A 23,310-nucleotide genomic window follows, 5' to 3' on the forward strand; every position below is an offset into this window, starting at 1 on the left:
GCTTGCGGAGGACAACCCCGGTCGACTGACATTCCCCCATGACCTGGACCATCGCCCCCGAGCCCTACGACTCCCCCGTCGCCGCCGCGCTCTGGCGGGCGTACTACACGGAGGTGAGCGACCGCTGGTACCTGCTCCACGAGAACCGGCGAACGGACCCGGCGGAACTGGAACGCGAGATCGCCGCCCACACAGGCTCCGAACTCACCCCACCCGACGGCCAGTTACTGGTCGCCCGGCACGAAGGCGAACCGGCAGGCAGCGCGGGCATACGACTCCTCTCCCCCACGACCGCCGAACTCACCAGGGTCTTCCTCCACGAGCCGCTACGCGGCCGGGGCGGCGCGGCAAAGCTCGTAACAGCGGCAGAGGAGGCAGCCCGCGAACTCGGAGCAACCGCGCTGATCCTCGACACCCGCAACGACCTCATCGAGGCCCGCACCCTCTACACCCGCCTCGGCTACAAGGAGACCGACCCCCACAACAACGACCCGTACGCAGAACACTGGTTCCGCAAAGCCCTGCTCAACCAACGGTGAGGGCCCACCCACTTGTTCTGTCCCCACGCCACCGGCCGAGAGGGCGCCGTAGGGGCGCGCCGGTGTCGAGAGGCCCAGCGCGCGGAGGCGCGCAGCGCCGAGCACGATGGGCCTCTCGACACCGGCTTAAAGCGCCCCGAAGGCGACCGAACCAAAAGAGGTGCGCGGCGCCTTTTCAACACCGGCCCGGCTGCGCGGGCACCTACCCAACACCGGCCCAGCCACGCGGGCACCTACCCAACACCGCCCCAGCCACGCGAGCACCTACCCAACACCGCCCCAGCCGCGCGAGCACCTACCCAAACCCAACACCGAACACTTCAAGAAGAACCGCCAATCACCGCCCCGTTGTGCGGCTGCTCCCGATCAGACCCGCACAACTCCCCGTTGAGTTCCTTCACCAGCTGGATCAGATCCGTCGGCCGATCAGGCCCCCACCAATCCCCCAGCGTCTCCGCCAGAGACTCCTCACGGGCCTGTGCCAGCCGATCAGCCATCTCCCGCCCCTGGTCGGTCAGTTGGAGGTCCAGCCCCTCCCGCACCGCCAGCTGCCGCCCCTCGACCTGCCGTACCGCGGCGAGGATGACGGGCAGCGGCACGGAACTTCGCTCGGCCAGCACCCCCGGTTCCGCCCACCCGTCCCGCCTGATGCGCAGCAGCAGCCAACTCGCCGCCGGTTGAAGGTCGTAGCCCGCTTTCGCAGTGATCGTCTTGTAGATCTCACGGCGCCCCTCCCGCGTACCCAGCACGGACAGCGCGCGGCACACCTCGTCGTAGGAAGACCGCTGAACCGGATTGCTGGCAAGGGTCTCAGTCAGGTCGGGTGCCGTGACCGAGCCGCGCAGCTTGTCCTCCTTGAGGAACCACGCCAGGACGAAGCCGACAAGGGCGACAGGGGCGGCGTACAAGAAAACGTCCGTGATCGAGGACGCATAAGCGTGCAGGGCCTCGGGCCGTACCGCCGACGGCAGTTGGGAGATGCCACGCGGATCGGACTCAAGGCCGTCCGCCGTGACACCAGCCGGCAGCGAGGCGCCCCGAAGCGCATCCACAAGCTTGTCCCCCAGCCGACTCGCAAAGATCGTGCCGAAGATGGCGACACCGAACGAGGCGCCGATGGACCGGAAGAAGGTCGCGCCGGAGGTGGCGACGCCCAGGTCCTCGTACGACACGGCGTTCTGCACGATCAGCACCAACACCTGCATGACCAGGCCGAGTCCGAGCCCGAAGACGAAGAAGTAGGCGCTCATCTCACCGGTGGAACTGTTCTCGTCGAGCTGATGGAGAAGAAGCAGCCCAAGCGCCGTAACACCGGTGCCCGCGATCGGAAAGACCTTCCACCGCCCGGTACGGCTGACGATCTGCCCAGACGCGGTGGACGAGATCAGCATGCCGAACACCATCGGCAGCATGTGCACGCCGGACATGGTCGGTGAGATGCCCTGCACGACCTGGAGGAAGGTCGGCAGATAGGTCATCGCGCCGAACATGGCGAAGCCGACGATAAAACTGATGACGGCGGCCAGCGAGAAGGTGCGCACACGGAACAACTTGAGCGGAAGCACAGGCTCGGCGGCCCGCCGCTCCACCACCACGAACCCCACCGCCAGCACGACCCCGAGTACCGCCAGCCCGACGATCTGAGGCGACCCCCAGCCCCAGGTCGTACCCCCCAGCGAGGCGACGAGCACCAGGCAGGTCGCGACGGCGGCGATGAGAAACGTACCGAGGTAGTCGATGACATGCCGGGTGGACTTGCGCGGAATATGCAGCGCGGTAGCGATCACCGCCAGCGCCACAACACCGACCGGAAGGTTGATGTAGAAGACCCAGCGCCAGCTCAGATGCTCGGTGAACAGCCCTCCGAGCAGCGGCCCGAGAACACTCGTCGCGCCGAAGACGGCCCCGAACAGCCCCTGGTAGCGCCCGCGTTCACGCGGCGAGACGACATCACCCACGATCGCCATCGACAGCACGATCAGCCCGCCGCCGCCCAAGCCCTGGAGCGCCCGGAAGCCGATCAGTTGAGGCATGTTCTGCGCCGCACCGCACAGCGCGGACCCGATGAGGAAGATCACGATCGCGATCTGGAACAGCCGCTTCCGCCCGTACTGATCACCCAGCTTGCCCCAGAGCGGGGTCGCGGCGGTCGAGGCGAGCAGGTAGGCCGTGACGACCCACGACAGATGCTCCAGCCCGCCGAGATCGCTGACGATCGTCGGCAGCGCGGTCGACACGATGGTCTGGTCGAGGGCGGCGAGCAGCAGTCCGAGGAGCAGCGCCCCGATGGAGACGAGGACGTTGCCCGGCACGTGTTCCTGGGCGGCGCTGCCCCGCCGCGGGGGTTTCTCCGGTGGCTGCGCGTCATGCACATTCCCTGTCATACCGTGCGCATCGCCGGCCATGAAGACCTCCCGAGGCTCTCGTTACACATCCATGGTGATCGGTTTGACCTGTTACGGCCTGTCGAGTCCGAATGGAAGCGGTCATTCCGGGGGTCGGAGGAGACGGTGCGGAGGAGATCCGCATAACCTCGGGAGTCCGACGGGGAGGGACGAACACGTGAACGAGGCGAAGGGCCATATATGCCCGCAGTGCGGGGCGCCCCGGGCGACCGACGGCTCCCCGTCCTGCACCTGCACCCAACGGGCGTCCGACGCGCTGCGTGACGCGCGCACGGCGGAGGCGGCAGCGGCGGAGGACTTCGACCCGCTGCGGATCAGGCCGTATGTGGAACTGGACGGAAACCCCCGGGAACAGACCCAGACCCCACCACCCGAGGGCGAGACGCAACAGCTGCCGGCGGTCGAGCAGACGATGACACTGCGCGCGGTATCTCCGACGCCCCCGGCTCCAGCCCCGGACATGAACGACCTGAGCCTGTTCGCGGGCGGCGAGGACCTCAAGGAACCGTCCGCGGACGCCAACACGGACGCCGACACCGACGCCGACGCCGACGCCGACGCCGACGCCGACGCCGACGGCAGCCACCCGCCCCGTCGTCGCCGCCGCACCGTCCTCCTCGCCGCCACCGGAGCCGTAGTAGCGGTGGTCGCGGCGGCCGGTTTCGCGAGCGGCGTGTTCTCGTACGAGCCGCCGTCGCGGGACGACGCGGCACCCCAGGACGTACGGGGGAGCGTCCCGACGGCGTCGAAGAGCGCGGCACCGGTGACACCGTCCACGAGCGCCTCTACGTCCGTGGAGCCGACGTCGGCGTCCCCGTCCCCGACGCTCAGCGCGAGCCCGTCACCGTCGGCGTCGGCGTCGAGCAGCCCGTCCGCCACGGTGTCACGGTCCGCGGCCGCCAGCCCGACCCCGACGACCAGCGCCACGGCGTCGGACGCGTCCGCCACCGACCGCCAGGGCGGCGGCAGCAGCGCCGCGCCGGTCCTGCAACGCGGCGACGAGGGCCCCGAGGTCACCGAACTCCAGCTCCGGCTAGCCGATGTGAACTTCTACACCGGCCCCGACAACGGCGTCTTCGACAAGCAGGTGCAGGCCTCGGTACGCACCTACCAGATGGCCCGCGGCATCCAGTCCGACACGCTCGGGGTGTACGGGGCGGCGACACGGGCGAAGCTGGAGTCGGAAACGCCAGAGCCGTAACACAACGCTCGTTGGCCAACACCCGTAGACCAACAGCCGTAGGCCCACAGCCGTAGACCAACAGCCGTAGACCAACAGCCGTAGGCAAACGCCCGTGGGCCCCCGCTCCTACCCCACGGACAACCGAATCTCCCCGCCCACACCCTCCACCCGCACCGCGCGCAGATCCCGCACCAGCACATCCGGCTGGTGATACGCGGCCTGCGGCCCGACCCCCACCACCCGCATCCCCGCGGCGCGCCCCGCCGCGATCCCCGCACCGGAGTCCTCGAAGACGACACAGTCCGCGGGGGCGATGCCCAGTTCGGCGGCGCCCTTGAGGAAGCCCTCGGGGTCGGGCTTGCTGGCGCCGACGGATTCCGCGGTGATCCGGACGTCGGGCAGTTCCAGCCCGGCCGCACCCATCCGCGCCGTGGACAGCGCGACGTCCGCCGATGTCACCAGCGCGTGCGGCAGCCCCCGCAGCGAGGCCAGGAACTCCGGTGCGCCGGGGATCGGGACGACGCCCTCGACGTCGGCGGTCTCCTCGGCGAGCATGCGGGCGTTCTCGGCGTGGTTCTGCTCCATGGGCCGGCTGGGCAGCAGCAGCGCCATGGAGGCGTAGCCCTGCCGGCCGTGCACGACCTTCATGACCTCGTCCGCGTTCAGCCCGTGCCGCTCGGCCCAGCGCCGCCAGATCCGCTCGACGACGGCGTGCGAGTCGACGAGGGTGCCGTCCATGTCCAGCAGGAGGGCGCGGGCGGTAAGCACGGTGGTGGCCGTCATCGGCAAGCTCCAAGACGCGTGGGAGGGACAAGGCGGCCCCGTCCGCCGGTCAGGGAAAACGGACGGGAGCCACTTTGTTTCTCTACGGTACAAAACCGAACCGGCATCGCGCCACCGCCTCCCGAAACAGTTCACTCACCGTTCAGCTCAGGCGGTCGCGGCCTCCCACAGACTCCACGCCCCCAGCGCCAGCATCAGCACCGCCGCGATCCGCGTGATCAACTCCAACGGCACCCGTTTCATCAGCGCCTTCCCGCCCACGATCCCGAGCCCGGCGACCGCCCACAGCGCGAGCACCGCGCCGAGACCGACGGAGAACGGGTCGTCGTAGCGGGCCGCGAGGTTGGCCGTCATGATCTGGGTCAGGTCACCGAACTCGGCGACCAGGATGAGCATGAATCCGGCGCCGGAGACCTTCCAGAAGGACTGGTCCTTGGGGGCCCGCACCTCCTCGTCGTCGTCGCCCTTCTTGAAGAGGAGCACCGCGGCCCCGCCCAGGAAGAGCACACCGGTGACGGCGGCCACGAGCTGCTGCGGCAACAGCGTCAACACGCTCCCCGCCGCCACCGCCAGCACCACATGCAGCAGGAACGCGGCGGCGACACCGGCGAAGACGTACGAGGCGCGGTAACGGGTGCCGAGGACGAGTCCGGCGAGCGCGGTCTTGTCGGGGAGTTCGGCCAGGAAGACGACGCCGAAGACGAGCGCCGTCACGCTGATGCTGATCAAGGTTCCTCAATCGGTCGGGACTGCCCCACCGAGAGTGTGATTGCTGTCCACGGACACCTCGGCACGGCAGCGCACAGGAAAAACAACTGGTGCACTGCTTTACCGAAGGTCTCGCTGGCCGATCCGCGCGCTTCAACGCGACGGATCCGCCTCCGGGCGCCGGCTCAGACGAGCTGAGCAGTATGTCGACGGTCCGGCGAAGAGCTACTCCCCTTCTGCGCCGACAACTGTACGCGACGACAAGTTCGACCGTAAACCTTGTCTTGTCATGCGCGCGTCACTAACTTCTTACCGAACGCACACCCGGCCGCAACACGGCACCGCAATCATTCCTTCGCTCGCACTCCAACGTCCCCCCACCACAAGGGAGTTCGTATGCCGAAGTTCTACGCGCGTCGACGGCTGAGCATACTCGCGGCCTTCACCGGACTGATAGCCTCCGTCGCGCTTTTCAACGGTCCGACCGCCTCCGCCGCCCTCCCCACACCGGTCAGCGCGGCCACCGCCCGCACCTACCTCGCCTCGCTCACCGTCGCGACCGAGGTCCGGACCGGCTACGAGCGTGACCTGTTCCCCACCTGGATCACGATCAGCGGTACCTGCAACACCCGTGAGTACATCCTCAAGCGCGACGGCACGAACGTCGTCACCACCGCCGCCTGCGTCGCCACCAGCGGCAGCTGGTACTCCCCCTACGACGGTGCCACCTGGACCGCCGCCTCGGACGTCGACATCGACCACCTCGTCCCGCTGGCCGAGGCCTGGGACTCCGGCGCCCGCAACTGGACCACCGCACAGCGCCAGGCCTTCGCCAACGACGTGACCCGTCCGCAGCTCCTGGCCGTGACGGACAACGTCAACCAGTCCAAGGGCGACCAGGACCCGGCCACCTGGATGCCGTCCCTCACCTCGTACCGCTGCACGTACGTCCGTGCCTGGGTGCAGGTGAAGTACTACTACGACCTCTCGGTCGACACCGCCGAGAAGACCGCGCTGACGAACTACCTCGCCAGTTGCTGATCGCCGACTGATCTCCAGCTGCTCTCCGGCTGATCGCCAGCTGATCTCCGACTGATCGCCGCCAACTGGTGATCCGCGGAGCCTGGTCACTGACCTCCGTCGTTCCGTACCGTACGGGGCGACGGAGGTCGACCAAACGGGGGCGAGTGATCACACCGTGGCGAACCTGATCCTTGGACCACTGCTTCGCTACGCCGACGGCTCGTCCGCGACCGTATGGGTCGAGGCGAGCCGTCCGTGTACCGCCGAGGTGCGCTGCGCGGACGGGGCCGCCGGCACGGCCCGCACCTTCCAAGTCGCGGGCCACCACTACGCGTTGGTGCCGGTGGAGGGCCTCACGCCCGGCACCTCGACGCCGTACGACGTCCTCCTGGACGGTATGCGGGTGTGGCCGCCGCCGGACTCGCCGTTCCCGCCCTCCGCGATCCACACCCCGGACGCCGACGGCACGGTCCGGGTCGCGTTCGGTTCCTGCCGGTGGGCCGCGCCGCCCGCCGACGACCACGATCCGGTGGGCCCGGACGCCCTGGACACGCTGGCCTCGCGCATCGCGCGCGACCCGGAGGCCGAACGGCCGGACGTACTCCTCCTGTTGGGCGACCAGGTGTACGCCGACGAGGTCTCCGACGCGACCCGCCGCTGGCTCTCCGCCCGCCGCGACCTGAGCGAACCGCCCGGCGGCGAGGTCGCGGACTACGAGGAGTACACGCGCCTCTACTACGAGTCCTGGCTCGACCCGGAGATCCGCTGGCTGCTCTCCACCGTGCCGTCGTGCATGATCTTCGACGACCACGACGTGATCGACGACTGGAACACCTCCGCCTCCTGGCTCGCCGACATGCGGGCCACCCCGTGGTGGCGCGAGCGGCTGCTCAGCGGACTGATGTCGTACTGGGTGCACCAGCACCTGGGGAACCTCTCCCCCGCCGAACTGGCCGCCGATCCCCTCTACTTGGCGGTCCGCAGCGCCCCCGACGGCACCGACGAACTCCGCGCCTTCGCCTGCCGGGCCGACGCCGACCCGGCCTCCGTCCGCTGGAGCTACCGGCGCGACTTCGGCCGGGTACGCCTGCTGATGGTGGACAGCAGGGCGGCCCGCGTCCTGGACGAGCGGCACCGCGCGATGCTCGACCCCGGCGAGGCCGACTGGCTGCGCACCGAGGCACTCTCCGCCCCCGGTTCCTACGACCATCTCCTCATCGGGACCTCACTGCCCTGGCTGCTGCCACACCTCATCCACGACGCCGAGTCCTGGGACGCGGCCCTGTGCCGGGGTGAACGGGGCGCCCGCTGGGCCGAGTTCGGCGAGAAGCTGCGGCGGGCCGCGGACCTGGAGCACTGGGCGGCGTTCCCGGACTCCTTCGAGGAGCTGGCGGGGCTGATCGCCGAGGTGGGTTCGGGCGAGGCGGCACCGGCGTCGGTGCTCGTGCTGTCGGGGGACGTACACCACGCGTACGTGGCCGAGCCCAAGTGGCGTACCGGCGGCCCGACTTCGCGCGTCCTCCAGCTGACCTGCTCCCCCGTCCACAACTCGATCCCCGCCTACATACGGGTCGGCTTCCGGTTCGGCTGGAGTGCCGTCGCGCGTGGCCTGGGCCGCCGCTTCAGTCGGCACGGCCGCTGCGCCGAACCCTCGGTCAAGTGGCGGAAGACGGGCGGGCCTTGGTTCGGCAACCAGCTCATGACCCTTACGCTGCACGGCCGTTCGGCCCGGCTGCGGCTGGAGCAGGCGCGGGCGGACGGAACCCTGAGGACCGTAGCCGAGTCCCCGCTGACCTCCCCTCTGTCCTCCCCGCTGACATCCCCGTGACGTCGCTGAGGGCATGATGAGGCGGACCGTCCGCTTCCGGTGGGCGGTCCGCTCCAATGCGCCCCACACGCCCGGGAGTTCCCCCTTTGTCCGCAGTGCACGAGTCTTTGTCCGCAGCGAACGCGTCCGACGACAAACTGGCATCCGTCTCCGTCGCCGTGGTCGGCGCCGGTCCGCGCGGCACCAGCGTCCTGGAGCGACTCTGCGCTTCGGCTCCCGAACTGCTCCCGCCCGGCGCCCGGCTCACCGTGCACGTCGTCGACCCCGCACCCCCGGGCCCCGGCCGCGTCTGGCGCTCCGCGCAGTCCCCCGAGCTGCTGATGAACACCGTGGCCTCCCAGGTCACCCTCTTCACCGACGACAGCGTCGACTGCTCGGGCCCGGTCCGCCCCGGCCCGAGCCTGCACGAGTGGGCGCCCGCCGAACTCGGCCCCGACGACTACCCCACCCGCGCCCACTACGGCCGCTATCTGGAGTGGGTGTTCGCCCGCACGGTCCGCGAGGCGCCGGACTCCGTCGAGGTCGCGACACACCGGGCGAGCGCGGTACGACTCGACGAGGCACCCGACGGCCACCAGTCCCTCACCCTGGACAACGGCCGTACCCTGTCCGCCCTTTCGGCGGTGGTCCTGGCCCAGGGCCACCTCCCGACGCTCGGCGACACGGCCCAACAGCGCCTCGCCGCCTACGCCTGCCACCACGGCCTGAACCACCTCCCGCCCGCCAACCCGGCCGACGCCGACCTGACCGCCGTACAGCCGGGCGAACCAGTGCTGTTGCGCGGCCTCGGTCTCAACTTCTTCGACCACACGGCCCTGTTGACGACGGGCAGGGGCGGCCGTTTCATCCGCGCGGAGGACGGCTCGCTCCGCTATCTGCCCTCGGGCAACGAGCCCCGCCTGTACGCCGGTTCACGCCGAGGCATCCCGTACCAGGCCCGCGGCGACAACGCGAAGGGCCCGCACGGCCGTCACACACCCCTCGTCCTCACCCCGGAGGCCATAGCCGCCTTCCGTGAACGCGCCGACTCGGGCGAGCCTCCCGAATTCCGCACGGAGATATGGCCGTTGGTGGCGAAGGAGGTGGAGACGGTGTACTACACCACTCTGCTACGCCCCTCCCCGCGTCCGGAGTTCACCGGGCGCTTCCTCGCCGTCCCGCACCACGATCCCCAAGAGGCGCTGATACTCGACGAGTTCGGGATCCCGGCCGCCGACCGCTGGAGCTGGAACCGGCTGTCCCGCCCGTACCCCGACCGCGTTCTCGCCGACCCGACAGCCTGGCGGGACTGGCTGCTGGGGTATCTGCGCGAGGACGCCGGGCAGGCCGCGCTCGGCAATGTGGACGGACCGCTCAAGGCCGCCCTGGACGTGCTGCGCGATCTGCGCAACGAACTCCGGCTGGTCGTCGACCACCGCGGCCTCGCGGGCGACTCGCGCCGCGACCATCTGGACCGCTGGTACACCCCGCTCAACGCGTTCCTGTCCATCGGCCCGCCCCGGCGCCGTATCGAGGAGCTGGCCGCGCTGGTGGCGGCGGGCGTGGTGGAGGTGCTCGGACCGCGGCTTGAGGTGCGGGAGGCGGACGGCGCCTGGGTGGCATGCTCCCCCGCGATACCGGGCTCGGCGGCGCGGGTGACCACGCTCGTGGAAGCACGCCTCCCCGAACCGGATCTGTGCCGCACCGCCGACCCGTTGCTCGGCCGGCTGCTGAGGACGGGCGGGTGCCGACCGCACACGGTGGACGGTTACGAGACGGGCGGGCTGGATGTGACGGCGCGCCCGTACCGCCTGATAGACCGTCAGGGAGGGGCGCACGCACGGCGGTTCGCGTTCGGGGTGCCCACGGAGGGCGTCCACTGGGTGACCGCGGCGGGCGCCCGCCCCGGAGTCGACTCGGTCACGCTGTCGGACGCCGACGCGGTGGCGCGGGCGGTCCTCCGGGTCGCGACGACGGGGCGGACGCCGTCGGTCGACGCCCGCCCCTGGTCGTCGTATCCCCAACTCAGGGAACAGCTCAGGGAACAGCTCGGGGGACAGCTCAGAGAACAGCTCAGGGAGCCCAGCCGAACGGCACGGTGAAGCAGGCGGCGCGGACGCGGCTGCCGGGCATGTCGTGGATCACGACGGAGGACGCCTCGCCCTGCCGGAAGTTCCAGTCGTGCCGGGCGCTCGCCTCACCGGCGCCGTGTTCGTCGGCCGTGAAGTCGAGCCAGACCTCGTTGTCGGCGGTGACGTCGGCCGGGTCGGTGGACGGCTTGTGCTGGAAGTGCCCGCCCGCGGCGGCGGGGTCGGCGCCGCACGGCTTCTGGTGCACATGGACGGCGTACGCGTGCCCCGGCACCATCCCGTCGACCCGCAGCCGTACGGTCGTGGCACCGCCCACCGTCGTCCGCTGGCCGACCTCGATCCACGCGGCGGCGGGGACGAGCTTCGTGTCGTACGTCACCGCCGCCGACGGCACGAGGGCGGCGACCGGCGCGAACCGCGCGTCCGTCCGCATCGAGTAGCCGTCCGGGCTGCCAGTAGCGGTGCCGCCGCTCGCCAGTAGGGCCGCGACGACGGCGCCCGCACATATGCCTGCCACCATGATCTGTACCGTTCCTCACGTTCAGGTGTGCTTGGAACCCCTTTACGTTGCTACGGGATGCGGGCCCGCCCCGCCCCTCGGGACGGGGCAGCCGAGTGAACAAGCTGTGCCGATCACACGCGCCCCCCGTGAATCTCCTGTCCCCACCCAGGCGTACGCTGTATGGCTGTCACTGGCCGCCGCTGCCGCGGCCCACGGGGGAGTTCACGGGGAGATGCGTTGTTCGAGAGTGTGGGGGCGCTGACCGGCAGCCCATGGATCTACGCCATGATCGCCGTGTCCGTCCTCCTTGATGTGTTCCTGCCGGTATTGCCGAGCGGTGTCCTGGTCGTCGCGGCGGCCACGGCGGCGGCAGCGGGCACCGGCGCGGCGGCCGACGCCGTTCCCGTGCCGCACGAGGTCCCCAGCATCCTGGCCCTGATCGCGTCGGCCGCCGCCGCGTCCGTCCTGGGCGACCTGGTGGCGTACCGCCTGGCCTGGCTGGGCGGCGAACGCCTCGACCGCGCCATTTCCCGCTCCCGCCGGCTCACCACCGCGCAGGAACGTCTCGGCCACGCCCTGGCGCGCGGCGGCGGTGCCCTGGTCATCCTGGCCCGCTTCGCCCCCGCGGGCCGTTCGGTGGTCTCCCTCGGCGCGGGCGCCGCCCACCGCCGCGCCCGCGACTTCCTCCCCTGGTCGGCCCTGGCGGGCCTGTCCTGGGCGGCGTACAGCGTGGCGCTCGGCTACTACGGCGCCCAGTGGCTCGGCACGACGTGGCTCGCGACGGGGGTGTCGTTCGCGGCACTGTTCGGGGCGGGGGCGGGGGCGGCGTATGTCATGCGTCGGCAGCCGGGGGCGGCGGAGGCGACGGCCGCGCCGTAGAGGCGCGGGGAACTGCGCACCCAGCCCCCACCGGCCCGTGCTCTGATCACCGCGAAACCCCCCTCACCTCAAGCCCCGCCAACAGCTCAGCCGTAGCCTCGGCGATCAGATGGACCGCGCGGTCAAAGACCTCGCGATTGTGCGCGGCGGGCGCCCGGAACCCGGAGACCTTGCGCACGTACTGCAACGCGGCGGCGCGGATCTCCTCCTCCGTGGCCTCGTCGGGCAGGGCGGGCGGTCGAAGCGTCTTGATACTGCGGCACATACGTCCAGTCTCGCGCCCCAAAAGGGATACCGCCGCCGCTCTCCCGAACACGCCTGCGATGATCTTCCCGAGGCGGCCACCGTCACCACGCACGGGGCCGACCTGACGAGAGGACGAAGAACATGGCGAACAACAACGAACTCACCGTGGCCGTACTGGGCCCCGGCGGCGTGGGCGGCCTGCTCGCGGCGCTGCTGTCCCGGGCCGGCCACCGGGTGATCTGCCTGGCCGGAGCAGAAACGGCGGCCACCCTCCGCAGCGACGGAATCCGCGTCCGCAGCGCCGCCTTCGGCGACTTCACGGCACCGGTGGAGGCCGACACGGAACTGCGCGAACCGGTCGACGCCTGCCTGATCACCGTCAAGGCGACGGCACTCACCCCGGCACTGACCCGCGTCCCGGCACAGGCGCTCGGCGACAGCCTCCTCGTCCCGTTCCTGAACGGCGTCGAACACCCGGCCCGGCTCCGCGCCCACTACCCGCCCGCCCAGGTCGCCCCCGCGATCATCCGCGTCGAGTCAACTCGCGTCGCACCGGGGGTGATTGAGCACGGCAGCCCGTTCGCGGAGATCGACCTCACGGGCGACCCGGTCCCCCGCGAACGCCTGGAGGCACTCGCAGCCGCACTGCGCACGGCAGGCCCCACCACCCGGGTCCTGCCCGACGAGACGGCGGCACTCTGGGCCAAGATGACGTTCCTGGCCCCCCTCGCCCTCCTCACCACCCGCTACGCCCTCCCCCTCGGCGACGTACGCACGCGCCACCGCGAGGAGTTGACGGCCCTGCTGGAGGAGACGGCGGCGGTGAGCCGCTCCTACGGCGGCCCGTCCGACCCGGCGGGGGCACTGGCCCGCTACGACACGTTCCCTCCGGGCACCAAGTCGTCGATACAGCGCGACGCGGAGGCCCACCGCCCGCTCGAACTGGACGCGATCGGCGGGGCGTTGCTGCGGGCGGCGGAACGGAAGGGCATCGCGGTGCCGGTAGCGGCGCGCCTGGTAAGGGAGTTGGGGGCACAGCGCACCAACTGACCGGACCCGCGCGGTAGTTTTCCCCCGTGACGGAACGGAACCGGGCAGAGGACGCGTTCAGGAACCGCTGCGCGAACACCGCGAGGCTGCTGGCACCCTTCGCCAACCACTTCATCGCCCGGGTCTCCTTCGAGGCCCAGGACGACGAGGAGTCGCTGGAGATCACCCTCCGGGACGGGCCGTCGAAGCCCGAGGCCATCATCTCCCTCGCCGGTGTCCGCCATGTCGGGCTGTCGAAGAGCCCCGGGCTCTCCGGCTGCTTCGTCGACGCGATCTCCGTGATCCACCTGCCGAGGACTCCGCTTCCCTGGCCCGAGGAGGCGGCTGCCCTCGTCGGCCGGTCGGGCGGTCCGGAAGAACTCGTCTGGCTGCGGCTCGGCGGCCCGGCGGAGATCGACGTGATCGCCTCGATCATGACCGTCTACGTGGCCATGAGCGACGACGAGGCGTCGACGGACGACCCGCCCGCCGGCGCCTGAAGTAGCCGTATCACCCCTGCTCAGGATCCTGGGTCGGCCGGACTCAGTCATTTGACACATTCCAGCGGGCGGGTTTCCCGGCACGGTGGGAGGAGTCCATCCGCTCCGCGACCTGGCGTCCTTGTAAGGGCGTTGGGCATTGGGCGACCCGGTCCGCCACACCCCTCATACCCTCGCGCGCGTCGCCGCTGCCGCGACCGCCCTCGGCCACGAGGTCGGTTCGGCAGCGATCGTCCGTACGGCCACGGCGGTCGCGTATCCCGACCGGCTCGCCGGGTGCCGTGAGCCCCTTCAGCGGGTGGTCCGGCACGGTCGGGAGGGCGGCGCGCTGACCTCGGCCATCCAGGCGCTGCTCCTTCTCGCGCAGGACGCCTTCCACACCGGCCGCTGGGAGAAGGTGCGGCAACTGGCCGACGAGGGAGTGGAGTTGTGCCGTACGCACGGCTACGACCTGCTCGCCTGGTCCGGCCAGCTCACCGGTGCCCTGCTGGCGGCGGCGCGCGGCGACTTCGACGCGGCGACGGACACTGGCCGTGACATGGACGCCTGGGCTGCGGCGAGTTCGACACCGCGTTCCGGGAGGCCGGTCGTAAGCCCCGCGGGCACCTTCGCCCCGTGCGTGTTCCACGACCTGATCGAGGCGGCGATCCACACCGGCCGCGACAAGGAGGCGACGGCACATCTCACCGCGGGCCGCGCGTGTGGTTTCACCACCGGCCTGTCCCCACGGCTGTGGCTGATCACCCCGGCGGGCGCGAGGCGTTGACGACCCCGAGCACCGCTTCGGCCGACCCGCCCACAGAAGATCCGAGCAGCTCGGCCGCCCCGGGCACGGAAGTCCCCCGTACATCGGGCGACTTGGTCCTCGAAGCGGCGATCGCGGCGCCCGAAGCCAGCCAACACCCCTTCGATCTGGCGCGAGTTCGGCTCGGCTACGGCTCGGCTATGGCTCACAGCTGCGCCGCCGCAGGCGGATCGCCGACGCTCGCCGCCATCTCTCTGAGGCGGCCGAGATCTTCCGTCGCCTGGAGGCCACCCCCTGGACTGCCCGCGCCGACCGCGAACTGCGGGCCACCGGCATCACGGTCACGGTCTCGGTCTCGGTCTCCACCACTGCCGACTCCGGCCTGGCCTCCCCGACACCGCAGCAGCAGCCGCCGCACCAGATCGCCCAGCTCGCGGCGGCCGGTCACGCCAACGAGGAGATCGGCGCGCGGCTGTTCCTCTCTCCCCCGGAGTAGTCGGGACCCACACCCGTTCGTATGAAGTCCCGGAAGGAACTCGCGACCCAAATTCGAACAGGCGTAGCATTAGCGCGTGGCAACGACCTACGACTTCCCTAGCGACCTCCTCGCCGGTCAGGAGGAGCTGCATCAGGTCCGGGCAGAGCTGACGACCCTGCTGAAGCGGCTGCCCTGGTCGGTCGAGCCCCTGGACGGGTTCAGCGACACGGGCGGCTGGCGCAAGGTGGAGCGCCCCGCCTCCCCGGGCTGGACGCCCGACGAACAGGCCGAGGTGGAGAAGCTCCGGCAGCGCGAGCACGAACTCGCGGTCTTCGTCAGCGGTCACCGCTTCTGGACGGAGGTCACCGCGGCGGAGCGCGTCGAGTCACGGATGAGGCTGAAGCACGCCCACGAGGCGCCACTGGCGGACGAAAAGGCGGACAATGGGTGAGTTGAGCCTCATATCGCCGAAGCAACCGAGAGGCGGCGATCGATCATGGCCGACCACCCGCACGCACTCCTCGTCCGCGAGGGCTACGACGCGTTCGTCCGCGGTGACATGGACACCCTGCGCGGGCTGATGTCCTCGGACGTCACGCACCACGTGCCCGGCACCCACCCGCTGTCCGGCGACTTCAAGGGCCTGGACGCGGCCATCGACATGTACGGTCAGCTCTTCGCGCAGACGAACGGCACCCTGCGCGTCGAACTGCGCGACGTCCTCGTGGACGGCCGGGGCCACGCGGTCACGTTCCACCACGTCACGGCCGAGCGCGACGGCAAGCGCATCGACGAGACCGGCGGCATCGTGTTCCGCATCCTCGGCGACAAGATCACGGACCTGGACGAGTGTGTCGAGGACATCGACAGGTCGAACGAGTTCTGGTCCTGACCTGCCCCGCCGTCCCCAACTACGGCTTGCGCAGTGCCCGTTGGGCCAGCGCCAGGACAGCGACGGCCCCGACGACTCCGACCGCCCCCACGACCGGCACCCCGCCGAAACGGACCCCGGTGCCGGTCCCCGCTCCGGTCCCGGCCCCGACGCCGACCTCCCGGAAGCCGCGCGTCGCACGCCACGACAGCACCGACCACCGTGACTGCGCGGACAGTACGGACCCCGTGCTGAGCCACGAGCCCGCCGAGACCAGGGACAGCGCCGAGCCGATCGACCCGACCGACAGCGAACTGCCGATCGACCCGACGGACAGAGCCGACCCCACGGACCCGATGGACAACACCGACCCCACCGAACCGATCGACAACACCGAGTCCTTCGACCACAGGGACAACACGGAACCCGAGGGCGTGGCGCCAGGTTGAGTCATGACCCCATCCTGCCCACCGCCCCCGAATTCCGCGAGCGTCTTCCGGCACCTTCCGCAGAATCCCGGGCATCCTCGTCAGCCCGGCACGGAACGCGGGCTGCGAACCGCCGTACGGCGCATCCTCGGCGACGGCTAGGAGGGGTCGCCGAGTCGCTCCCGCAGCAGTGCCGCGCCTGATTCGGCGAGCCAGTCCGCGAGGGTGCGCAGTCCGGGGTGGATGACGCGCAGCGCCTCGATGTCGGCGTGCCAGCGTGATCCTGATACCCAGCGTTCCCGGGCCTCGGCCATCGCCGGGTTGAGCGCGACGGCTTCGGCGTGGGTGACCTGCTCGTAGCGCACCGTGACACCGGTGGCCTCGCTGATCGCGGCGACCGCCTCGTTGGGAGTGGGGGCGTCCCCGGCCAGCTCCAGGCTTCGCCCCGCGAACCGGTCCGGCTGGTCGAAGGCCAGCGCGGCGAATTCGGCGATGTCCTCCACGGCGATGATCTGGGCGGGTTCGTCCGGTGGGAAGACATGCCGGTGCAGGCCGTGCGCGATGCCGTCGACTCCGATGGGTGTCGATCCGAGATAGTTCGACATGAACCGCACCGGGCGCAGCACGGTCACCGTCCGGATCCGCTCACGCAGGTGGTCCTCGATGCGTTGCTTCGCCTCGGAGCCACCTGGGCGCCCCGGTGTGGACGCGATGCCCGTGAAGACGACGTGCTCGATCCCCACGGCGGCTGCGGCATCGATCAGTGCCCGGCCCCGGACGGCCTCCCGTTCCGCGTCGGCACCGGCCGGTCCGAACACCGCGGGCGGTACGGCGAACAGTGCCGCCGCTCCCTCCAGTGCCGCCAGCAGACTCGACGGGTCGTCGAAGTCGCCGCGGACGAGTTCGGCCCCGGCGGTTTCGAGTGCCTTGGCGGCGAGTGCGGCCGTGTCCCGCACGAGTGCGCGCACCGGTCTGCCGGCCGCCAGCAGCCGGCGTGCGGTGGCGCCGCCCTGTCGGCCGGTCGCACCGGTCACGACGACCAAGCGGTCAGTGGTCATGTCGTCCTCCGCCCCGGGATGGTCGGTGGGCAAGATGGCTTGGGCCCGGGGTCGATGTGGAATGCTGCACCCGGTTGAGTCCGGCGGACAAGGGATTACGTGACATGACGACAACTCCCAAGGAAGTCGGCCGGGTTGATGCCCGCCGCAACCGGGTGAAGGTGCTCGCCGCCGCCTCGCGGGCGTTCGACGAGCACGGTCTCGACATCTCGCTCGGCGCGATCGCACGGCAGGCGGGGGTCGGCGCGGGCACCGTGTACCGGCACTTCCCCAGCAAGGAGTTCCTGCTGGAGGCCGTACTCGTCCAGCAGATCGACGACCATGTGGAGGCCGCTCGACGGTGGGCGGCCCGTACCGACCCTGTCGCGGCGTTCTTCGGATTCCTGCTGAAGGTCGTCGAGACCTCCCACGGGCGCAAACACGCGTGCGACGCCCTGACCGCGGAGGCGAACTGGCCGCGCCCCGGTCTGGCCGCGTCGGCGCGGCGCTTCCGCCAGGCACTCGACGAGTTGCTGCACGCGGCCCAGCGGGCGGGCGGGGTCCGTGCCGACGTCAGCGCGGACGATGTCGCCGCGCTCACCGTCGGCTGCGCCGCGATGTGGGCGGCGCACCGCGACCGGAACGGTGGCATCCGCATGGTGCGGCTGGCGCTGGAGAGCCTGCGGAGTTCCGCGTCCGTCACGGAAGGGCGGGTGTTTCGTGACGCACCCGGCACGCTTCACGCGGCGCCGCGGTGCGAGGAGTGCGGGGCCCGGCTCGACGCCCGGTCCATCGGCCGCCCCGCCCTCTACTGCGGAGCGACCTGCCGACAGCGAGCCCGTCGCCGACGGCTCAGCGAGCGGCCGTAGAAGAGACCGTAGAAAAGATCAAGGCCCAGGTCCCGGCTTCACACCGGCTGACCTGAGCCTCTGACCTGCTACTTATCCTGGTGGGCGCGGACGGTTTCGAACCGCCGACATTCGCCTTGTAAGGGCGACGCTCTACCCCTGAGCTACGCGCCCAGGACGAGTCGACAGCCTACATTGCCAGGGGGCCTGTCCTGCAAACCCGTATCCCCACGGAGATGTGCCGGGGGTTTTCCCCACCCCGAGTCCGGGAGCGCGCCGGATGCCGCGGCGGGGCGTCGCTCCCTACGGTCGAGGGGAGCCGTAGGAGTCATCGGGACTCCGCGACCGTCCCAGGGGGAAATCATCGTGACCCGCACCCGCAGCAGTCGTCGTGTCCTCGCCGCGACCGGCGGCCTCGCCCTGCTCCTCGTCGGCGCCACGGCCTGCGCCGGTGCCTCCGCCGGTGACGACAAGCATCCCGATCAGCGGACCTTCGCGCTGCCCGGCCGTACGCTCACCATCGACTCGGACGACTCGGCGCTCGAAGTCGTCGCCGCGGACGCCAATCCGGCGGGGAAGATCGAGGTCACCCGGTGGTGGCAGGGCAGCGTGGCGATCGGTTCGGATCCCAAGGTGACCTGGGCGATGAAGGGTGACCGGCTGGTGCTGCGGCTGAAGTGTTCCGGGGTGATCGCCGACTGTTCGGCCAAGCACCGGATCGAGGTGCCGCGCGGGGTCACCGTGAAGGTGGAGGACGGGGACGGGAGTGTGCGGGCGCGGGGCTTCAAGGACGCGCTGAGTGTGCGGACCGGCGACGGTTCCGTGCGGGTGACCGACTCCACCGGGCCGCTGACGCTGCACACCGGGGACGGGTCCGTGCACGCCGAGGTGTCGTCGCGGGAGGTGCGCACCACCACCAGTGACGGATCGGTGCACCTGGAGTTCGGGGTCGTACCGGATCTGGTGGAGTCGCGCAGTGGCGACGGGTCGGTGACGGTCGCGTTGCCCAAGGGGGCCGCCAAGTACCGGGTGACGACGAAGACCGGGGACGGCGGAGTGGATGTGTCGGTGCCCCGGGACTCGTCGAGTTCCCATGTGGTGAGCGCCCGTACGGGCGACGGGAAAGTCACGGTGCGGAACGCGAACTGACCGGCCCGTGTGTTCGTCCTCTACCGGTGGGAGAATGACAACGGTCAGGACACACAACACGGGAGAGGGATGTGACGGCGACACCAGCGCAGCCGTATTCGCCGCTCACACGGTCCCGGCGCGGTTCCACCGCCCGTGCCGCCTTCGACACCCTCACGCTGATGGGCCTGCCGTTGCTCGCCGCGCCGGTGCTGGCCGCAGCGTTCGCGGGCGGTGGCACCCGGCGCTGGTTCGGCGGGCGGGCGGAGAGCCAGCGGGCCGAGGCGCAGGCGGCGAAGGACGCGGCGGCCGCCGCGTTCTACGAGCTGGACACCGCCCAGCGGGATCTGCGGATCTCGATAGACACCATCACCGCGGTCGACGACTCGCCGGCCGCGCGCCGCGCGGTCACCGACTTCGAGGCGCTGGGCCGACGGATCGACGAGGCGAGCGGCCGGTACATCAACGCCGTCGACGCGCACGACCTCGACCGCGACGACCTGGAGGCCGCCGCCGCGAACCAGGCCCGCGCCGAGCTGACCGCCGCGAAGGACCAACTCGGCCAGGTCAAGCAGGAGTTGGACAGGTTCGAGAGCGGGCTCGGGCCGCTGCTCGGCAAGGCGGAGACACAGCTCGCGCGGCTGGCGCCGGCCGTGGAGCGGGCCCGGCAGGCGCTGCTCGCGGCGAGCAACGCGCTGGACGCCGTACGGGCGTCGGGGCTGCGGGCCGACGATCTCGCCGGGCGGCTCGCGAAGCTCGGGCCGGAGCTGACGAAGCTGAACCAGGGTGCCGGGCAGCACGGGGTGCCGCAGACGCTGGAACGGGCCACGCAGGTCGCGCGGGAGGCGGAGGCCATCACGGCCGAGGCCGGTCAACTGCCGGAGCGGGCCGCCGAGATCGACCACCGGCTGGTGTCGCTGCGGACCCGCGCGCAGGCGCTGACCACCCGTGCGGGGCAGGTCGATCCGGTGCTGAGCGAGCTGCGGCGGCGGTTCTCGGCCGCCTGCTGGCAGGACCTCCAGCACGTGCCCGACCAGGCCGGTGAGAACGTACGGCAGGCCGAGCTGAAGCTGAAGGAGGCGCAGGCCGCGCGGGACGCGCAGCGCTGGCCGGACGCGACGTCACTGCTGTCGACGGTACGGGCGCTGCTGAACACCACCGACGAGGCCGTGTCGGCGGCAGGTGACCGGCTGCGGCGGCTGAACGCCGTACAGAAGGACCCCCAGCAGGAGATCGACCGCACCCGCTTCGCGATCCGCGACGCCCAGCGCCTGGCGATGTCGGGCCGGACCACACCCGAGCCGCGGCACGCCCGCCCGCTCGACGACGCCGTGGGCCGCCTGGACCGCGCGGTCGCCACGCTGGAGGGCCGCCACCCCGACTACTGGCACTTCCTGACCGAGACGGAGGCCGTACGCCAGACGGTCGCGCGAGTGGTCGGCCAGATCCGCGAGGAGCGCGGGACCGCCGCCGGGCACTGAGCCCGACGGCGGGTGGAGACCTGAACGGATCAGGTGCGGTACGCGTAGTAGTACGCGTTCGGGTACGACGCGATGAGGCTCGACAGGGACCTGCGGTAGGTGTTGTTCGAGTGGTAGGTGACGTACGGGATGCCGTTGGCCTTGTACGTCACGATCATCGTGTGGTCCTTGGAGCCGTCCCGGTCGAAGTCGACCTGGATGACGTCGCCGACCTCGGCCTGGTAGACGTTGGCGAGCGGGGTGGTCCGCTTGGAGTTCTGGGCGAACCAGGACCACTCGTTGACGCCGACGAAGGAGTCCGACTGGATGTCGGCGGTGCCGAACCACTTCGTGTAGTCGTAGACGTAGCCCGGGACGTGCTTCCAGCCGCCGGCCTTCAGGGACTGGCTGACGAAGTTGGTGCAGTCGCCGCCGTCCGCGTGGCCGTTGAAGTTCGGGTAGTCCGTGTTGTAGACGTTCCAGTACTTCTCGGCGTAGGTCGCCATCGCCTTGTAGTCGTACGTCGTGCTCGTCTTCGGCACCGCCACCGGGTTGCGGGTGGTGGCCGCGCGCGGCGCGTCCGGCGTGGTGTTGCCGTCGTCGGCCGGGGCGGGGTTCGCCTTGACCGCGGGCTTGGCCACCGTGTTGACGGCGAGGCCGCCGGTGTCGGTGTCCTCGACCTTCGACAGCTGCCAGGTGCCCTGCTGGTCGGCCTTGAAGGTCAGCTCGTGGTGGGCCTGGAAGCCGGTGGTCTTCGGCGCCCCGTCGGTGGCCTTCGCGTACGTCAGCGTGGTCGTCTCGGTGACGTCGGCCTTGGCGGTGCGGCCGGTGACCCGGGTCGCGTCGAGCGTGACCTTGGTGCTGCCCGTGCTGTACGTCTCGCCGAGCTTCGCGATGCTGCTCTGGCGGCCGCGCAGTTGGGTCAGCGCGGACTTCTCGTCGCGCGACTGGGTGCTGGAGAGCCGGACGTCGCCGGAGAAGCGCGAGGTGCTCTGCTTCGTGGTCGCCCCGTGGACAAGGGCCTGGGTGCGGTCGGTGAACACCGCGTCGGCCAGCTTCTGGAAGGTCGCCTTGGTCGAGGCGTCCACGGTCGGGTCGTTCACGACGGCCGCGCCCGCGCTCCAGTTGGGCACGAGGGCGACACCGGCGACGACCGAGGCGGCCGCCGCCGAGACTATGGCCGTACGGCTCCTGCTACGGCTCAGTTTTCTGGATTTCAATGGGGTTCCCCTCTACGCCGGTACGCCTACCGGGCGAGGGCATCTTCGCACGCCATGTGTGGCTACTGTGAAGGGGGTTGCGGTTGGTGAGTTCACCAGTCGCGACAGGTCACTTGACCACCGTGGACCAGTCCGGCGACTGGGCCGGGTCCAGACTGCGCAACTGCTGCAAAGTCGTCGGCGACTGCACATCCATCCAGTCCGAAAGCTCCTTGAAGGACACGCACTTCACGCCCTTCTTGGTGCAGATCTTCGGGATGATCGTGTCGATCGCCTTCATGTAGATGCTGCCGTTCCAGTTCTCGAAGTGGTTGCCGATGAACAGGGGCGCACGGCTGCCGTAGTAGACCCGGTTGAAGCCGGCCATGTACGAGTCGATGGTCTTCTGTTCCCAGTCGGCGAACTTCGAGGGGTCGCCCTGGGTGGCGCCGTTGGACTGGTTGTAGAGGAAGTTGAAGTCCATCGACAGGGCCTGGATGTTGTTCCCGTAGGGGAGCAGTTCGAGCGGGAAGTCCCAGAGGCCGTCCTTCTTGGTGGGCCATATCTGGAAGTCGCCCGGGGAGCTGGCGTCGTACTTCCAGCCGTAACCCTTCAGCGCCTTCAGGAGGTTGGGCTGGCCCTCCAGGCAGGGGGCACGGCCGCCGACGACCTCCTTCTTGAAGTCGAAGGGCAGGGCCGGGATGTCGGTGTAGCCGGTGTTGGTCTTCCAGTTCTCGACGAAGGAGAAGAACTGGTCGATCTCGCTCTTCCACTGCGCGACGCTCCAGTCACCGCCGCCCTTGGCCTCGCAGAAGTGGCCGTTGAAGTGGGTGCCGATGTCGTTGCCCTGCTCGTAGGCCAGGCGGAGTTGCTCCAGGGTGTCGCGGATGTGCTGGTCGGTGGGGAAGTCGATCGCGGCCGAGCCCACCGGGTGCATCGGCGGGTGGTACAGGTCCCTCTTGCTCTTGGGCAGCAGATAGATGCCCGTGAGGAAGAAGGTCATGTGGGCGTTGTACTCCTTGGCCATCTCCCGGTAGTGCGAGAAGAGTTCGTCGTCCCCCTGTAGGGCCCCGTCCCAGGAGAAGACGACGAACTGGGGTGGTTTCTCACCGGGCTTGAGCGGTACGGCCTTCAACTGGCCCGTCTGAGGCCCCGTGTACGACGTCGAGCCGTCCCCCAGCACCTTCGTCTTGCCGTCCCAGACGGGTTCCTTGGTCGACTTCGGCGAGGCGTTCTTGCCGGCCGACGCGGTCGGCGTCGTGTTGTCCCGGTTCAACGCCAGGTATCCGGTCACCAGGGAGGCGACGACAAGGAACACGGCCAGGGTGAGGAATCCCGGCTTCGGGGTACGACGACGTGGTTCAGGTGCTCGGCGGCGGCGGCCGGACGGCGCCTTCGTCGGGGGCTTCATGGGCGGCTCAT

The 23,310-nt window shown here is 70.3% G+C and carries 23 protein-coding genes and 1 tRNA gene; 14 read left to right on the forward strand and 10 right to left on the reverse strand.

The genetic code is table 11. From position 1 onward, the window contains the following. Positions 1–38: 38 nt before the first annotated feature. On the forward strand, positions 39–539 hold the full coding sequence (locus ACWIHT_RS43570) for a GNAT family N-acetyltransferase (protein WP_456174177.1): 501 nt from the start codon (positions 39–41) through the stop codon (positions 537–539). Positions 540–859: 320 nt separating this feature from the next. On the opposite strand, the gene ACWIHT_RS43575 is transcribed toward ACWIHT_RS43570, so the two are convergent. Beyond that, on the reverse strand, positions 860–2,944 hold the full coding sequence (locus ACWIHT_RS43575; protein WP_456174178.1) for a DHA2 family efflux MFS transporter permease subunit: 2,085 nt from the start codon (positions 2,942–2,944) through the stop codon (positions 860–862). Between the two features lie 157 nt (positions 2,945–3,101). Between ACWIHT_RS43575 and ACWIHT_RS43580 the strand changes: the two genes are divergently transcribed. Further along, entirely contained in the window at positions 3,102–4,145 is a 1,044-nt protein-coding gene (locus ACWIHT_RS43580) for a peptidoglycan-binding domain-containing protein (protein WP_456174179.1), read from the forward strand. 108 nt (positions 4,146–4,253) lie between these two features. On the opposite strand, the gene ACWIHT_RS43585 is transcribed toward ACWIHT_RS43580, so the two are convergent. Further along, positions 4,254–4,910, reverse strand: coding sequence for an HAD-IA family hydrolase (locus ACWIHT_RS43585; RefSeq protein WP_456174180.1), 657 nt, complete (start codon positions 4,908–4,910; stop codon positions 4,254–4,256). A 147-nt stretch (positions 4,911–5,057) separates the two neighbouring features. Beyond that, positions 5,058–5,639, reverse strand: coding sequence for a TMEM165/GDT1 family protein (locus tag ACWIHT_RS43590; protein ID WP_427922748.1), 582 nt, complete (start codon positions 5,637–5,639; stop codon positions 5,058–5,060). Positions 5,640–6,014: 375 nt separating this feature from the next. Between ACWIHT_RS43590 and ACWIHT_RS43595 the strand changes: the two genes are divergently transcribed. From ACWIHT_RS43595 to ACWIHT_RS43605, 3 genes are all read left to right on the forward strand, one after another. Next, entirely contained in the window at positions 6,015–6,659 is a 645-nt protein-coding gene (locus ACWIHT_RS43595; RefSeq protein WP_456174181.1) for an HNH endonuclease family protein, read from the forward strand. A gap of 157 nt (positions 6,660–6,816) precedes the next feature. Beyond that, positions 6,817–8,469: an alkaline phosphatase D family protein gene (locus ACWIHT_RS43600; RefSeq protein WP_456174182.1), complete on the forward strand. Its 1,653-nt coding sequence runs from the start codon at positions 6,817–6,819 to the stop codon at positions 8,467–8,469. Between the two features lie 107 nt (positions 8,470–8,576). Next, entirely contained in the window at positions 8,577–10,550 is a 1,974-nt protein-coding gene (locus ACWIHT_RS43605; protein WP_456174183.1) for an FAD/NAD(P)-binding protein, read from the forward strand. Here the strand turns inward: ACWIHT_RS43605 and ACWIHT_RS43610 are convergent. Continuing rightward, a complete protein-coding gene (locus tag ACWIHT_RS43610; protein WP_456174184.1) occupies positions 10,522–11,058 on the reverse strand; it encodes a superoxide dismutase family protein in 537 nt (178 codons plus the stop codon). The two genes, ACWIHT_RS43605 and ACWIHT_RS43610, sit on opposite strands and share 29 nt — an antisense overlap. Positions 11,059–11,277: 219 nt before the next feature. Here ACWIHT_RS43610 and ACWIHT_RS43615 point away from each other — a divergent pair, with 219 nt between their 5' ends. Beyond that, positions 11,278–11,919, forward strand: coding sequence for a DedA family protein (locus ACWIHT_RS43615; protein ID WP_456174185.1), 642 nt, complete (start codon positions 11,278–11,280; stop codon positions 11,917–11,919). Positions 11,920–11,965: 46 nt separating this feature from the next. Here ACWIHT_RS43615 and ACWIHT_RS43620 read toward each other — a convergent pair whose 3' ends face one another. Continuing rightward, positions 11,966–12,184 (reverse strand): DUF2277 domain-containing protein, encoded by a 219-nt coding sequence (locus ACWIHT_RS43620; protein ID WP_456174186.1) that lies wholly within the window; start codon positions 12,182–12,184, stop codon positions 11,966–11,968. 122 nt (positions 12,185–12,306) lie between these two features. Here ACWIHT_RS43620 and ACWIHT_RS43625 point away from each other — a divergent pair, with 122 nt between their 5' ends. The 5 genes from ACWIHT_RS43625 (at position 12,307) to ACWIHT_RS43645 (ending at position 15,809) form a co-directional block, all read left to right on the forward strand. Continuing rightward, positions 12,307–13,215: a ketopantoate reductase family protein gene (locus ACWIHT_RS43625; protein ID WP_456174187.1), complete on the forward strand. Its 909-nt coding sequence runs from the start codon at positions 12,307–12,309 to the stop codon at positions 13,213–13,215. A 26-nt stretch (positions 13,216–13,241) separates the two neighbouring features. After that, positions 13,242–13,694 (forward strand): hypothetical protein, encoded by a 453-nt coding sequence (locus ACWIHT_RS43630; RefSeq protein ID WP_456174188.1) that lies wholly within the window; start codon positions 13,242–13,244, stop codon positions 13,692–13,694. Positions 13,695–13,833: 139 nt separating this feature from the next. After that, positions 13,834–14,460, forward strand: a complete 627-nt coding sequence (locus ACWIHT_RS43635; RefSeq protein WP_456174189.1) for a hypothetical protein — start codon at positions 13,834–13,836, stop codon at positions 14,458–14,460. Between the two features lie 551 nt (positions 14,461–15,011). Continuing rightward, a complete protein-coding gene (locus tag ACWIHT_RS43640; RefSeq protein ID WP_456174190.1) occupies positions 15,012–15,368 on the forward strand; it encodes a hypothetical protein in 357 nt (118 codons plus the stop codon). Between the two features lie 45 nt (positions 15,369–15,413). Then, complete coding sequence (locus ACWIHT_RS43645) at positions 15,414–15,809, forward strand: nuclear transport factor 2 family protein (RefSeq protein ID WP_456174191.1); 396 nt, start codon at positions 15,414–15,416, stop codon at positions 15,807–15,809. Positions 15,810–15,828: 19 nt separating this feature from the next. Here the strand turns inward: ACWIHT_RS43645 and ACWIHT_RS43650 are convergent, their stop codons facing one another. Both ACWIHT_RS43650 and ACWIHT_RS43655 read right to left on the reverse strand, forming a co-directional pair. Beyond that, positions 15,829–16,242, reverse strand: coding sequence for a hypothetical protein (locus ACWIHT_RS43650; RefSeq protein WP_456174192.1), 414 nt, complete (start codon positions 16,240–16,242; stop codon positions 15,829–15,831). A 132-nt stretch (positions 16,243–16,374) separates the two neighbouring features. After that, positions 16,375–17,274, reverse strand: a complete 900-nt coding sequence (locus ACWIHT_RS43655; RefSeq protein WP_456174193.1) for an NmrA family NAD(P)-binding protein — start codon at positions 17,272–17,274, stop codon at positions 16,375–16,377. A gap of 104 nt (positions 17,275–17,378) precedes the next feature. Here ACWIHT_RS43655 and ACWIHT_RS43660 point away from each other — a divergent pair, with 104 nt between their 5' ends. Continuing rightward, positions 17,379–18,122, forward strand: a complete 744-nt coding sequence (locus ACWIHT_RS43660) for a TetR/AcrR family transcriptional regulator (protein ID WP_456174194.1) — start codon at positions 17,379–17,381, stop codon at positions 18,120–18,122. A 78-nt stretch (positions 18,123–18,200) separates the two neighbouring features. Here ACWIHT_RS43660 and ACWIHT_RS43665 read toward each other — a convergent pair. Then, positions 18,201–18,275, reverse strand: a tRNA-Val gene (locus ACWIHT_RS43665). Positions 18,276–18,467: 192 nt separating this feature from the next. Here ACWIHT_RS43665 and ACWIHT_RS43670 point away from each other — a divergent pair. Then, entirely contained in the window at positions 18,468–19,250 is a 783-nt protein-coding gene (locus ACWIHT_RS43670) for a DUF4097 family beta strand repeat-containing protein (RefSeq protein WP_456174195.1), read from the forward strand. Positions 19,251–19,321: 71 nt separating this feature from the next. Further along, positions 19,322–20,710 (forward strand): hypothetical protein, encoded by a 1,389-nt coding sequence (locus tag ACWIHT_RS43675; RefSeq protein WP_456174196.1) that lies wholly within the window; start codon positions 19,322–19,324, stop codon positions 20,708–20,710. 29 nt (positions 20,711–20,739) lie between these two features. On the opposite strand, the gene ACWIHT_RS43680 is transcribed toward ACWIHT_RS43675, so the two are convergent. Together ACWIHT_RS43680 and ACWIHT_RS43685 are read right to left on the reverse strand one after the other, a co-directional pair. Beyond that, positions 20,740–21,909 carry an amidase domain-containing protein gene (locus ACWIHT_RS43680; RefSeq protein ID WP_456174197.1) on the reverse strand — a complete coding sequence of 390 codons (1,170 nt, stop codon included), beginning with the start codon at positions 21,907–21,909 and terminating at the stop codon, positions 20,740–20,742. A 109-nt stretch (positions 21,910–22,018) separates the two neighbouring features. Further along, positions 22,019–23,299, reverse strand: coding sequence for a hypothetical protein (locus ACWIHT_RS43685; RefSeq protein WP_456174198.1), 1,281 nt, complete (start codon positions 23,297–23,299; stop codon positions 22,019–22,021). Positions 23,300–23,310 lie beyond the last annotated feature (11 nt).

The organism is Streptomyces sp. NPDC002276 (genome assembly GCF_053891435.1).

Coding starts and splice junctions, on each gene's coding strand:
- ACWIHT_RS43570 (WP_456174177.1), top strand. CDS start 39: ATGACCTGGACCATCGCCCCCGAGCCCTACGACTCCCCCGTCGCCGCC.
- ACWIHT_RS43575 (WP_456174178.1), bottom strand. CDS start 2,944: ATGGCCGGCGATGCGCACGGTATGACAGGGAATGTGCATGACGCGCAG.
- ACWIHT_RS43585 (WP_456174180.1), bottom strand. CDS start 4,910: ATGACGGCCACCACCGTGCTTACCGCCCGCGCCCTCCTGCTGGACATG.
- ACWIHT_RS43595 (WP_456174181.1), top strand. CDS start 6,015: ATGCCGAAGTTCTACGCGCGTCGACGGCTGAGCATACTCGCGGCCTTC.
- ACWIHT_RS43610 (WP_456174184.1), bottom strand. CDS start 11,058: ATGGTGGCAGGCATATGTGCGGGCGCCGTCGTCGCGGCCCTACTGGCG.
- ACWIHT_RS43620 (WP_456174186.1), bottom strand. CDS start 12,184: ATGTGCCGCAGTATCAAGACGCTTCGACCGCCCGCCCTGCCCGACGAG.
- ACWIHT_RS43625 (WP_456174187.1), top strand. CDS start 12,307: ATGGCGAACAACAACGAACTCACCGTGGCCGTACTGGGCCCCGGCGGC.
- ACWIHT_RS43645 (WP_456174191.1), top strand. CDS start 15,414: ATGGCCGACCACCCGCACGCACTCCTCGTCCGCGAGGGCTACGACGCG.
- ACWIHT_RS43650 (WP_456174192.1), bottom strand. CDS start 16,242: ATGACTCAACCTGGCGCCACGCCCTCGGGTTCCGTGTTGTCCCTGTGG.
- ACWIHT_RS43655 (WP_456174193.1), bottom strand. CDS start 17,274: ATGACCACTGACCGCTTGGTCGTCGTGACCGGTGCGACCGGCCGACAG.
- ACWIHT_RS43660 (WP_456174194.1), top strand. CDS start 17,379: ATGACGACAACTCCCAAGGAAGTCGGCCGGGTTGATGCCCGCCGCAAC.
- ACWIHT_RS43685 (WP_456174198.1), bottom strand. CDS start 23,299: ATGAAGCCCCCGACGAAGGCGCCGTCCGGCCGCCGCCGCCGAGCACCT.